Origin of the sequence: Pseudaquabacterium rugosum (assembly GCF_038066575.1) — a bacterium.
In the GTDB taxonomy this organism is placed as follows: domain Bacteria; phylum Pseudomonadota; class Gammaproteobacteria; order Burkholderiales; family Burkholderiaceae_C; genus Pseudaquabacterium; species Pseudaquabacterium rugosum.
The window spans coordinates 46,126-57,181 of sequence record NZ_JBBUTF010000030.1; the positions used below are offsets into that span (position 1 = coordinate 46,126).

An 11,056-nucleotide genomic window follows, 5' to 3' on the forward strand; every position below is an offset into this window, starting at 1 on the left:
GGGGTGTCCAGTGCGGTGGATCTGCGGGGCGACGGGGCGGCCGTGCTCAGGGGCGGTCGGGCTCGATCACGCTGCCGGCCGGATGGCGCTGCGGCGCATCGAGGAAGCGGCTGACCTGGCACAGCAGCTCGGCCGGGCGCTCGAAGACCACCGCGTGGCCGGCGTCGATCTGCGTGTAGCGGGCGTCATCGATGCCACCGAACAGCAGCCGCGCATGCTCGGGCGGCACCATCTGGTCATGCGTGCAGCCGACCACCAGCGTGGTGGCGCGGATGTCGCCGATGCGCTCGCGGATGTCGATGGCGGCGTTCAGCGCCATCTGGCGGTCGACGAAGCCGTCGAGCGGGATGCGGGCGGCCATCTGCGCCAGTTCGGCCTCGGTGCGCAGGCGGATGAAGGCCGGGCTGAACGCACAGAACATCATGTAGGCGGGCAGCGATTCGGCCCGGGCGGCACGCAGCTCGTGCCAGATGCGGTTGCGCAGGCGCTGGTGGCCGTCGGTCTGCATCCAGCCGGCCACCAGCACCAGCGAGCCCACGCGCGCCGGATGCCGTGCCGCGAGGTCGGCGGCCAGCACCGCGCCCAGCGAGTAGCCCATCAGGTCGACCGTCTGGTCGCCGCACGCTGCCTCGATGGCGGCCAGCACCTGGCGTTCGAGCTGCTCCAGCACCAGGGGGGCGTCGCCGGCCGGCGCCGCCAGGTCGATCGAGACCACCTGGCGGTCGAAGGCCAGCATCGGGAACAGGTAGCCGTAGTGGCTGTCGGTGCTGCCGGTGCTGCCGTGCACCAGCACCAGCGGGCGTTGGCCCGGGCGGCGCTGGCCGGCGACGTGCAGGCGCACGTCGGTGTCGTCGACGCGGACGGTCAGCGTCTGGCGGGTGGTGGGATCGGTCGGGGTCATGGTCGGGGCTGAAGGGGTGTGGCGCATGGACATCGGAAGCGGCAGGGTGGCGCAAGGACGCGTCGATGGATCAATAGGTGGCCCGTCCGCCGGACAGATCGAAGACGGCGCCGGTCGAGAAGCTCAGGCCCGGGCTGACCAGGAAGGCCACCATCTCGGCCACTTCCTCGGGCCGGCCGGCGCGCCCCATCGGGATGCGGCGCAGCAGGTCCTCGCGCACGGCGGGGTCGAACCAGGCGCTGCGCAGCAGCGGCGAGTCGATCAGCGCCGGGGCGATGGCGTTGACCAGCACGCCGTCGGCCGCCAGCTCCTTGCCCAGCGTCTTGGTCAGCGCGATGACGCCGGCCTTGGCGGCCGCATAGGCGCCGGCACGGGCATGGCCCTCCATGCCGGCCGAGGACGCGACGTTGACGATGCGGCCGTAGCCGGCGGCGCGCAGGTGCGGCACGACCGCGCGGCACAGCAGGAACTGGCTCGTCAGGTTGAGCTCCAGGTCCTCCCGCCAGGTGGCCGGATCGATCTCCCAGATCGGCTTCATCGCGCTGCCGCGACCGGCGTTGTTGACCAGGATGTCGAGCCGGCCGTGGGCCTCCAGCGCGCGGGCCAGCAGCCGCGGGCCCAGCGCCTCGTCGCGCACGTCGCCGGCGCAGCCCTCGGCCCGGCCGCCGGCTGCTCGCACCTGGGCGGCGGTGGCCTCGGCCGCCGTGCCGTCGAGGTCGACCGTCAGCACACCGACGCCGAGGGCGCCCAAGCGCCGGCTGACGGCCTGGCCGATGCCACTGCCGGCACCGGTGACGATGGCCGACTGGCCGCTGAGCTGGATCGTGGTCTGCATGGTCGGTGAGGGAAAAGGACCGAGAGGTGGACTGTCGAGAGTCCGTTGAGCGGACTACATTCAGCGCCTTGTCCAGGGCTGTCACCTGGGTGAGGCGCGTTGTCTGAGGCTTAGTATTGGGTTTGTCGTGCATCAATACCCATCGATTGAGTCCGCCCCATGGACGTACTGCCTCTCGCTAACCCTGAGCCTTCCGGACGCGTCGCTGCGGCGTCGGACGTCGTCTCGCCACCCGTCGCCGAGGCCATCCGGCCACAGCTCGTCGAGCGCATCGCGCGCCTGCTGGCGGCCGTCTCGCGCCAGGGGGCGGCGGGTGCGCGACTGAAGGAGCTGGCGCTGGACACCGGCATCGCCCGGCCCACCGTGCACCGCCTGCTGGGCGAACTGGCCGCGGTCGGCTATGTGCAGCAGCAGCCGGACCGGCGCTGGGTGCTGGGGCCCGCGCTGTTCGCGCTCGGCCTGGCCGCACCGACGCCCATCCACGACCTGCACGCGGTGCGCCGCATCGCCCAGGGCCTGGCCGATGCCTGCGGCGACGTGGTCTACGTGGCGCTGCGCCGGCTCGACGGCGTGCACTACCTGTTGCGCTGTGAGGGCAGCTACCCGATCCGCACCCATCTGGTGGCCGCTGGCGACACCAAGCCGCTGACCGCCGGCTATGCCGGTCTGGCGCTGCTGGCCTCGATGGACGAGGGCGAGCAGCGCCAGCGCATCCAGCGTCTGGCGCTCGACGCGCCGGCCGACTGGCTGGAACACAACCGCTGGGGCGTCGAGCGCAGCCTGCGCGAGAAGCTCGACGAGGTGCGCCGTCTGGGTTACTGCGCCGGGCCCAACGTGGTGATGCCGGGCGTGGCCGGCATGGCCGCACCGGTGCCCTCGCGCAGCCGAGCGCCCTACATGGCGGTGTCGATCTCGGCGGTCGAGCAGCGCCTGCTGCCCGAGCGCGTGCGCGACCTCGCCCCCCGTCTGCTGGAGGCCGCCGAGGCCATCGGCCAACTGATCGATTGACCTGTCACGGAGCCTGTCGCCCCATGTCCGCATCCCGTTCTTCCGCCCGCCCCTGGGCCCTCGTCACCGGCGGCCTGAGGGGCATCGGCCACGCCATCGCCCACAGCCTGTGCGCCCAGGGCCTGGACGTGGCCATCGTCGATCTCGATGCGCCCGGCCCGGACACCGAGGCCACCGTGCAGGCGCTGGCCGCTACCCAGGGCGGTGCGGTGCGCGTCGTCTACCAGCGGCTGGACATCGCTGATCTGGCGCAGCACGGCCCGGTGCTGCAGGCGCTGGAGGCGGCCTTCGGCGCGCCGCCGCGCTGTCTCGTCAACAACGCCGGCATCGCCAGCCGGCCGCTGACCGATCTGCTGGAGATCGGCCCCGAGGCCTTCGACCGCAACCTGGGCATCAATCTGCGGGGCAGCTTCTTTCTCACCCAGGCGGTGGCGCGGCGGCTGGTGGCCGTGCCGATGCCGGAGGATGCGGTGGTCGCTGCGGCTGACGGGCCGCCGCCGTCCATCGTCTTCATCACCTCGATCGCGGCCGAGCTGGTCTCGCCGGACCGAGCGCCCTACTGCATCAGCAAGGCCGGCTTGTCGACCGTCACGCGGCTGTTCGCGACCCGGCTGGCGGCCCACGGTATCGCCGTGCACGAGGTGCGTCCGGGCTTCATCCGCACCGACATGACGGCCTCGGCCGGCAGCGAGGTGATCGACCGCTGGATCGCCGAGGGCCGCGTGCCGGTGCCGCGCTGGGGCACGCCGCAGGATGTCGGGCAGGTGGTGGCCGCGCTGGCGGCCGGCCGCCTGCCGTACATGACGGGCCAGCCGATCTGGGTTGCCGGCGGGCTCAACATCGCCCGCGCGACCTGAGTGCCGCGGTCGGGCTCAGGCCCGGCGCACCCGCAGGTCCTGCCGGGCGGCCGTGTTTGCCGTCCGGCCCGGGAGGCCGGAGGCGGTGCCTCACAGCACCTGGGTGATGAAGAAGACCGCCGCCTTGACCATCGCGAACACCACGCCCGAGACCACGACGGCCGAGATCACCGCGGTGACCAGGCCGATCAGGATCCACAGCCCGTCGTGCTCCAGGATGCCGAGCGCCATCAGGCTGATGGCGAGCGCCGGCAGCATGTTGCCCAGCGGCACCGGCAGCAGCACGACGATGGCCAGCAGCAGGCAGACCAGACCGACCAGGTACTCGAGCGGTGGCCGGGCCAGCAGCACCGCGCGCGGGCGCAGCATGCGCTCGGCCCGGGTCAGCCAGGGATGGATGCGGCGCACGATGGCGGCGAAGTCCTCGCGCCGCAGCGAGCGCTGGGCGATCACCGCGGGCAGCCACGGCCGGCGACCGAGCGCCAGCTGGGCGGCCAGGAACACCAGCGGTGCCCCCAGCAGGATGGACGTGCCCGGCGGCATCGGCAGCACGTTGGGCACCGCGAAGACGAAGAGCAGGGCGGCCAGTGCGCGGTCACCCAGGAAGTCCAGCAGATCGGCCATCGTGATGCGCTCGCGTCGCGCATCGCCGGCCAGGGTCTGCAACATCAGGGACAGCGGGGCGCGGCCTTCCGGCCGGTCCCCGCCGGTCGGCAGACTCACTCGTCGCGGCTGCCGAAGATGCCCAGCAGCGACAGCAGCGACTGGAACACGTTGTACAGGCTCAGGTAGACGTTCAGCGTGGCGCTGATGTAGTTGGTCTCGTAGCCGTCCTGCACCGCCTTCAGGTCATGCAGGATGAAGGCCGAGAAGATGCCGATGGCCAGCACCGACAGGGTGATCATCAGCGCGCTGGACTGGATGAAGATGTTCGCGACACCGGCCACCAACAGCATGATCATGCCGATGAACAGGAACTTGCCCATCGAGCCCAGATCGCGCTTGATGACGGTCGACAGCGTGGCCATGCCCAGGAAGATCAGGCCGGTGCCGCTGAAGGCCATCATGATCAGCGAGGCGCCGTTGGCCAGGCCCAGCACCGAGCCGATCAGGCGCGACAGCATCAGGCCCATGAAGAAGGTGAAGGCCAGCAGCACGGGTACGCCGGCCGCCGAGTTCTTCGTGCGCTCGATCGCGAACATGAAGCCGAACGAGCCGGCCAGGAAGACGACCATGCCGACGATCGGCGACATCGCGCGCGACAGGCCGGTGGCCACGCCCAGCCAGGCGCCCAGCACGGTGGGCACCATCGACAGGGCCAGCAGCCAGTAGGTGTTGCGCAGCACGCGGTTGCGCTCGGCCGGACTCAGCGTCCCGGCGTTCTGGAACAGGGAGAAGGTGGGCTGGTTCATGGTGTGCAGTATGGGGTCGGAAAGCGGTTTGAAAAGGGGGGAGTCGACGGACGACCGGCTGGCGCGCGGACGGATCCGGGCCTGCGGGCGTCGCGGCGGCGTGTCGGTGGGGCGGCGCTGACGGTCGACGGGCGACCGTGCGCAGCCGGGCCTTCAGGCCGCCGGGAGGCGGCCGTTGCAGGGCGGGCGCAGGGGGCCGGCCAGGAAGGGCGGGGTGAAGCCCGGCTCGATGGCGGCCACGGGCGGGCCGGCCACCATCACGTTGCCGGTCGGCAGACCGGGCGGCGGCGGCAGGGCCGGAGGTTCGCTGACGGACTCCAGCTCGGCCGGGCCGGGGCGTTCTTCCGTCAGCGGGTCGGTGGGCGTGCCGGTCTCGTGTCCGGCATCGCCTTCGGTGGCGAGGGCTTCGGCCACCTGGACCAGGGTGAGGCCCGCTGCCGCCCCGTCCGCCGGAGCGGCCAGGACGCGACCGACCTGGGCCGAGGCCAGACCGGACCCGAGCAGCAGGAACAGCGACAGGAAGAAGGCGATCACCCGGTGGGGCATGGCGTGAAGTGTAGCGTCTGGCCCACGCGGACGTGGGCGAGGGCGGCGGGTGTCGGGGCGGTGGTCGTGAACGGTGTGGCTGCAGGCGCCGGGTGACGCTGCCGACGCGCCGCCGGCACGCGACACTCGGACCGGATGAGCACTTCGAATCACGGGCCGGGCGTGGGTTCCGTTGCGGCCACGCAGCCGGACGGCGGTCCGCCGGATCTGCCGACGGACTGTGCGCAGCGTCTGCGCGCGGCCCTCGGCGCGCTGTCGCCCGACTTGCAGCGGGCCGCCGGCGCCGCGCGCTCGCGCCGCCTGGCGGCCGGCCAGGTGCTGCTGGCGCCCGGTCAGGTCTGGGACCGGTTGTGGATCGTCACCGATGGCGCGCTGCGCCTCTACCACCTGGACCGCCGCGGCCGCACCGCGACCAAGAACTTCTTCCTGCCCGGCGCGCTGCTCTGGCCGGTGACGCCGGGCCTGCAGCGTCAGCCGTCTGCCTTCTGTGTGGAGGCGGTCACCCCGTGCGAGGTCTGGCAGCTGGACTGGGCCGGCTGGTCGGCCGCCGCCGCGCCGGACCCGCACTGGCAGGCCCTGCAGCTGCGCACCCTGACCGCGCTGCTGGAGGACAAGATGGAGCGCGAGCGCCAGTTCCTGCACTGCGACGCCACCGAGCGCTGGCGCCTGCTGCAGGAACGCCATGCGGATTGGGTGCAGGCGCTGCCGCTGCGCCACCTGGCTTCCTGGCTGGGCATCACCGATGTCGCGCTGTCACGCATCCGGCGGCGTCTGAACCCGGGTTAAGGCCTGGGCGTCCGGTCCTGCCTAGAGTCGCCGGCGACAGCCGCAGGCCCCGGGGTGGGGCGATCGAAGGAGGGCGGACATGGATGCATCGGAGCGCGTCGGGCGCGGTGGGTGGCGGGCACGGTGGGCACGGAGGGTCGCCGGGGGGCTGGTGGTCGGCGCGGGCCTGGGTGCGCTGCTGCTGTGGGGGGTCGATGCCGCGCTGTCGCGGGAACTGCGCGCGCACCACCGCCAGGTGCGGCAGGTCGCCGCGGCCGTGGCGCCATCACCGGCCGCTGCCGCGCAGCCGGACTGGGAGAGCGCCGGTCTGCCCCCGCCGGTGCTGCGCTATCTGCGCTACGCGATGCCGGGCGGTCCGCAGCCGCCGGTGGTCGTCGAGCTGGAGATGGCCGGGCAGTTCCGTCGTCCGCGCAGCCAGAGCTTCTCGGCCACCACCGCCCGCCAGACCGCGAGCTCGGGCGTGCCCGCGCTGATGTTCGATGCCACCACCGGCATCGGGCCCGGCCTCTGGGCACGGGCCTGGGATGCGTGGATCGACGGCCGCATGGAGATGCAGGCCCGCGTGCTGTCGGTGTGGACGGTGGTCGATGAGCGCAGCTCGCCCGCCCTCGACCAGGTCTCGCTGCGCCGCTGGCTGCTGGAGAGCCCGCTCTGGCCGCAGGCGCTGCAGCCCGGCGGCATCGTGCACTGGGAGGCCGTCGGCCCGGACCGTGCGCGGGCCGTCGCGCGCTGGCGTGGACTGGAGGCCCGTCTGCTGGCGCGCTTCGCCCCCGACGGCGCGCTGCTGTCCTTCGAGGCCGAGGAGGACGGTGATCTGGACACGCCGTGGCACGGCTCGGGTGAGCACGTGGCGCGCGGCGACTACCGCTGGGTCGATGGCGTGCGGCTGCCGATGGCCTTCCGGATCTCGCGCCAGGCCGCTGGCCAGCGGTATCCGTTCTGGGATGGGCGTGTCACGCAGATCCAGATCCGACGGCAACCCGCGCGGGCGGGTGTCGGTCAGAGCGCGGCGGTCGACGGCCAGGCCGCGCTGAATCCGGCCCCGGATGCCGCCGACCTTCAGCGCATGTGTGGCGCCAGCCTTGTCAGTTCGGGCAGCAGGCCACGGGCCAACCCGATCTGCGTGTGCAGCAAGGCCGGGTCGCTCGCGAAGGCCGTCGCGTCGGGATCGCCGCTGGCGGCGTGACCGCCAGCCGGCGCAGGCCGCTCCTCGGCGGCGGGCCTGACGATGTTGGCGGCGAGCGCCAGCAGGTCCTCCCGCAGGGCCCGGGCCTGCGGCAGCAGGCTCGGATCGGTGCTCCGGCCCACCGCCTCCCCCCGATGCGCACCGAGCGCCGACAGGTAGTTCAGCAGCGTGTGTGAGGCGATCAGAAAGGCGCCGCAGGCGCCGGTGTCCAGGCGCACGCGGGCCGGCTCCTTCAGCATGGCCGCCAGTGCGTTGGCCAGCGCGGCATCGGCCACGTGGGCATTGCGACGTGCGATGCGGTAATCCAGGTGGTCCTGACGGGCGGCGGGGCGCGCGTCCGGCGTGCCGCCGGCCACCTGCGCCAGCACCTGGTCCAGGTAGTGCGCCTGGGCCCGCAGCGTGGCCGCGGCCAGCGCCGGCCATTGCCGTGCCTGCCAGTTCGGCAGCACCAGCCAAGCCGCCAGCGCGGCGATGCCGCCACCGGCCAGGGTGTCGAGCAGGCGGCCGCTGATCACGCCGTCGCTCATGCCCAGCTGGTGGAAGGCCAGCAGCAGCAAGGTGGTGATGGCGCCGGTGGCCAGCGCGTAGTGGCTGCGTCGCGTGCCCAGGAACAGCGCGCCGCTGAGCGCCGTCAGCACGCTGCCGGCCAGATCGTCCGGGAACAGCCGCACCAGCGCCCAGCCGACCGCCAGGCCCACCAGCGTGCCGGTCAGCCGCTGGCCCAGGCGCTTGAGCGTGGCCGCGTAGTGTGGCTGGCTGACGAAGACGATGGTCAGCAGCGTCCAGTAACCGTGCGGATCAGCGGTCGCGGTCATCAGCGCGAAGCCGGCGCACAGCGCCAGCGCCAGCCGCAGCCCGTGACGCAGCAGCGGGCTGCGAAGATGGCACTGGGCGCGGATGCGGGCGCGGGCCTCGGCCCAGCTGCGCGGCTCGGTGTCGACCAGGCTGCGGTCGCCGCCGGTCTGAGGCGTGGCCCCGGCGGTACCGGCCGGCGCGCTCGCGGCGTCCATCGGCAGCACGCGGGCCAGCACCGTGGCCTGCTCGGTCAGATTGGTGCCCAGGCCCTGCAGGGCCTGCAGCGCGCGGGCCGCGGGCGGGATCCCTGCCCGGGCGTGGCGACCGGGGTCGCCATCCCTGCCGGCGCCGTCATCGCGACCCGCATCCGCGCCCGGGCCGGCGCCGATGCCCGATCCGCTCAGCTGGAGGGCGATCGCGCCGTGCATGTCCTCGATCGCGCGGGCAGTGGCGCCCTGGTGGCGCAGTGGCTGGCGGCGGCCGATGGCCAGCGACAGCTTCAGGCATTGCTGGCCCTGCAGCCCCAGGACGCGTTGGCAGCGGTAGAGCGCATCGCTGCGGAAGAAGGCGTCGGCCAGGCGCGCGTAGTCCTCATGCGAGGACGAGGTGCGCTCGTGGATGTCCTGCGCGCTCAGGTACTGGTGCAGTGCGTCCTGCAGCCAGGCCGGTGGCGCCCTGCGGCCGCGCAGGCGGCAGAACAGCGCATCGCGCGCCGCGCCCAGCGCATCGACGACCAGGCCGTTGTAGAGCGCCAGCGCCATGCGGCGCTGGGCGATGTCGGCATCGCGGATCGGCTCCAGCAGGCGTGACTTCAACTGCAGGTACTCGCCCAGCAGCGCATAGACCTGGGCCAGGCGCTGGCGCACCGGCGCGCGCGCCACGGCGGCCGACCACAGCACCGAGACCAGGCCGTACCAGGCCGCACCGCCCAGCAGCAGCGGGGTCAGCTCACCGGCCGGCCGCCGGCTGGACTGGGCCGACAGCGCGACGTAGAGGCCGAACACCAGCGCGCCGAAGCCGAGCGCGCGCCAGCGCTCGCCGAGCGCTCCGGCCAGCGTCAGCACCACCGCGCCGACCGCCGTGGCCGCCGTCAGCGCCAGCGGCCAGGGCAGCACCGCACCGACGACGGCCGCCAGCAGGCCGAAGACCGCCAGCGTGCACAGCTGCATGCGCAGCCGGCCGCGCCAGGGGTCGTCGGTCTCGGTCAGCGCGCTGGCCACCACGCCCAGCAGCACCGGCATCACCTGCCAGCTCCAGTCGCGCACCCAGGCCAGGCCCAGCACCGCGACGAGTGCGGCCAGGGCCCTCAGGCCGTGCATCAGGCCATCATGCTGGCGGGCCTGGCGCCAGAGGCGGTTCCAGTCGGTGGACAGATGTTCGAGGCGCACGGCGGACGACGGGATCAGAGGCGGAGACGGGAAGGGCGGGCGGCCTGGACGCTCGGGCGGCCGGTCGGCGGTCAGAGGGCGGTGGCCACGGGTCCGTCGTTGCGGGCCCGCGGTACCCGGGCGCCACGGCGGGGGCGGCGATGCTGCCACAGTCCCCAAGCAAGTATCCGGCCGCGGTGCTTGTCATGGGCCCGTCATCGACGTGCGGCAGCCTGCCTGCATGACGCCCGAAAACCATCTTGAACTGATGCGCCGCATCGAGCGCGACCTCATCGACGGCTACGACGAGGAGCTGGAGCTCGAGATCGAGGACCGCCACCTGGCCGTGCCCGGCCTCTCGACCGAGGACACGCCCGAGACCCGCAGCGCCCGCCAGCACTACTTCCGCGAGCTGTTCCGCCTGCAGGCCGAGCTGGTCAAACTCCAGGACTGGGTGGCCCACACCGGCCACCGCGTGGTCATCCTGTTCGAGGGGCGGGACGCGGCCGGCAAGGGTGGCGTCATCAAGCGCATCACCCAGCGCCTGAATCCGCGCGTCTGCCGGGTGGTGGCGCTGCCCGCGCCCAACGACCGCGAGAAGACCCAGTGGTACTTCCAGCGCTACGTGGCCCACCTGCCGGCCGCCGGCGAGATGGTGCTGTTCGACCGCAGCTGGTACAACCGCGCCGGCGTCGAGCGGGTGATGGACTTCTGCACCGAGGACGACGTGGAGGAGTTCTTCCGCTCGGTGCCCGAGTTCGAGCGCATGCTGGTGCGTTCGGGCATCCAGTTGATCAAGTACTGGTTCTCGATCACCGACGACGAACAGCACCTGCGCTTCCTCGGCCGCATCCACGATCCGCTCAAGCAGTGGAAGCTGAGCCCGATGGACCTGGAGAGCCGCCGCCGCTGGGAGGACTACACCAAGGCCAAGGAAGCGATGCTGGAGCGCACCCACATCCCCGAGGCGCCCTGGCACGTGGTGCAGGCGGTCGACAAGAAGCGCGCGCGGCTGAACTGCATCGCCCACCTGCTGGGCCAGATGCCTTACCACGAGATCGAGCGGCCGGCGATCGAGCTGCCCGAGCGGGTGCGCCATCCGGACTACATCCGCCAGCCCGTGCCCGACGCGATGTTCGTGCCGGATCGCTATGGCGATGAGGACGGGCCTACGCCGGACGCCGGCTGAGCCCGTCGTCGCCGTGCGCAGACCCGACGGACGGGCCTTGCGACCTCAGTGCCCGATCACCAGCCTGGGCAGCCAGGTGGAGAAGGCGGGCACGTAGGTGACGAGCAGCAGGCAGACGCCGAGGGCGGTGTAGAAGGGCCAGATCGATCGCATGACCTGGCCGACGGAGATGCC

At 72.7% G+C, this 11,056-nt stretch carries 10 protein-coding genes and 1 pseudogene; 5 read left to right on the forward strand and 6 right to left on the reverse strand.

Annotated elements, in window-relative coordinates:
• Positions 1 to 46 precede the first annotated feature (46 nt).
• On the reverse strand, positions 47 to 901 hold the full coding sequence (locus AACH11_RS22700) for an alpha/beta fold hydrolase (RefSeq protein ID WP_341376568.1): 855 nt from the start codon (positions 899 to 901) through the stop codon (positions 47 to 49).
• A gap of 70 nt (positions 902 to 971) precedes the next feature.
• Positions 972 to 1,736: an SDR family NAD(P)-dependent oxidoreductase gene (locus AACH11_RS22705; protein ID WP_341376569.1), complete on the reverse strand. Its 765-nt coding sequence runs from the start codon at positions 1,734 to 1,736 to the stop codon at positions 972 to 974.
• A gap of 159 nt (positions 1,737 to 1,895) precedes the next feature.
• Here AACH11_RS22705 and AACH11_RS22710 point away from each other — a divergent pair, with 159 nt between their 5' ends.
• The gene (locus AACH11_RS22710) at positions 1,896 to 2,744 is read left to right on the forward strand and encodes an IclR family transcriptional regulator (protein ID WP_341376570.1); all 849 of its coding nucleotides are present in this window, start codon (positions 1,896 to 1,898) and stop codon (positions 2,742 to 2,744) included.
• A gap of 23 nt (positions 2,745 to 2,767) precedes the next feature.
• Entirely contained in the window at positions 2,768 to 3,601 is an 834-nt protein-coding gene (locus AACH11_RS22715) for a 3-ketoacyl-ACP reductase (protein ID WP_341376571.1), read from the forward strand.
• A 90-nt stretch (positions 3,602 to 3,691) separates the two neighbouring features.
• On the opposite strand, the gene AACH11_RS22720 is transcribed toward AACH11_RS22715, so the two are convergent.
• The 3 genes from AACH11_RS22720 to AACH11_RS22730 all read right to left on the reverse strand — a co-directional run bounded on the left by AACH11_RS22720 (position 3,692) and on the right by AACH11_RS22730 (position 5,559).
• Positions 3,692 to 4,270, reverse strand: a complete 579-nt coding sequence (locus AACH11_RS22720; RefSeq protein ID WP_341376572.1) for an exopolysaccharide biosynthesis protein — start codon at positions 4,268 to 4,270, stop codon at positions 3,692 to 3,694.
• Positions 4,271 to 4,320: 50 nt separating this feature from the next.
• On the reverse strand, positions 4,321 to 5,013 hold the full coding sequence (locus tag AACH11_RS22725; RefSeq protein WP_341376573.1) for a Bax inhibitor-1/YccA family protein: 693 nt from the start codon (positions 5,011 to 5,013) through the stop codon (positions 4,321 to 4,323).
• A 153-nt stretch (positions 5,014 to 5,166) separates the two neighbouring features.
• On the reverse strand, positions 5,167 to 5,559 hold the full coding sequence (locus AACH11_RS22730) for a hypothetical protein (protein WP_341376574.1): 393 nt from the start codon (positions 5,557 to 5,559) through the stop codon (positions 5,167 to 5,169).
• Positions 5,560 to 5,694: 135 nt separating this feature from the next.
• On the opposite strand from AACH11_RS22730, the gene AACH11_RS22735 reads away from it, so the two are divergent.
• On the forward strand, positions 5,695 to 6,345 hold the full coding sequence (locus AACH11_RS22735; RefSeq protein ID WP_341376575.1) for a Crp/Fnr family transcriptional regulator: 651 nt from the start codon (positions 5,695 to 5,697) through the stop codon (positions 6,343 to 6,345).
• Between the two features lie 79 nt (positions 6,346 to 6,424).
• Positions 6,425 to 7,300, forward strand: a pseudogene (locus tag AACH11_RS22740) (DUF6920 family protein); the annotation flags it as partial.
• A 104-nt stretch (positions 7,301 to 7,404) separates the two neighbouring features.
• On the opposite strand, the gene AACH11_RS22745 reads toward AACH11_RS22740, so the two are convergent.
• Positions 7,405 to 9,714, reverse strand: a complete 2,310-nt coding sequence (locus AACH11_RS22745; protein ID WP_423228801.1) for an FUSC family membrane protein — start codon at positions 9,712 to 9,714, stop codon at positions 7,405 to 7,407.
• A gap of 220 nt (positions 9,715 to 9,934) precedes the next feature.
• On the opposite strand from AACH11_RS22745, the gene ppk2 reads away from it, so the two are divergent.
• Positions 9,935 to 10,882: a polyphosphate kinase 2 gene (gene ppk2 / locus AACH11_RS22750; RefSeq protein WP_341376577.1), complete on the forward strand. Its 948-nt coding sequence runs from the start codon at positions 9,935 to 9,937 to the stop codon at positions 10,880 to 10,882.
• Positions 10,883 to 11,056 lie beyond the last annotated feature (174 nt).

Excerpts from the sequence above, each read along its gene's own strand:
- AACH11_RS22700 (WP_341376568.1), bottom strand. The coding sequence starts at position 901 with ATGACCCCGACCGATCCCACCACCCGCCAGACGCTGACCGTCCGCGTC.
- AACH11_RS22705 (WP_341376569.1), bottom strand. The coding sequence starts at position 1,736 with ATGCAGACCACGATCCAGCTCAGCGGCCAGTCGGCCATCGTCACCGGT.
- AACH11_RS22710 (WP_341376570.1), top strand. The coding sequence starts at position 1,896 with ATGGACGTACTGCCTCTCGCTAACCCTGAGCCTTCCGGACGCGTCGCT.
- AACH11_RS22715 (WP_341376571.1), top strand. The coding sequence starts at position 2,768 with ATGTCCGCATCCCGTTCTTCCGCCCGCCCCTGGGCCCTCGTCACCGGC.
- AACH11_RS22720 (WP_341376572.1), bottom strand. The coding sequence starts at position 4,270 with ATGTTGCAGACCCTGGCCGGCGATGCGCGACGCGAGCGCATCACGATG.
- AACH11_RS22725 (WP_341376573.1), bottom strand. The coding sequence starts at position 5,013 with ATGAACCAGCCCACCTTCTCCCTGTTCCAGAACGCCGGGACGCTGAGT.
- AACH11_RS22730 (WP_341376574.1), bottom strand. The coding sequence starts at position 5,559 with ATGCCCCACCGGGTGATCGCCTTCTTCCTGTCGCTGTTCCTGCTGCTC.
- AACH11_RS22735 (WP_341376575.1), top strand. The coding sequence starts at position 5,695 with ATGAGCACTTCGAATCACGGGCCGGGCGTGGGTTCCGTTGCGGCCACG.
- ppk2 (WP_341376577.1), top strand. The coding sequence starts at position 9,935 with ATGACGCCCGAAAACCATCTTGAACTGATGCGCCGCATCGAGCGCGAC.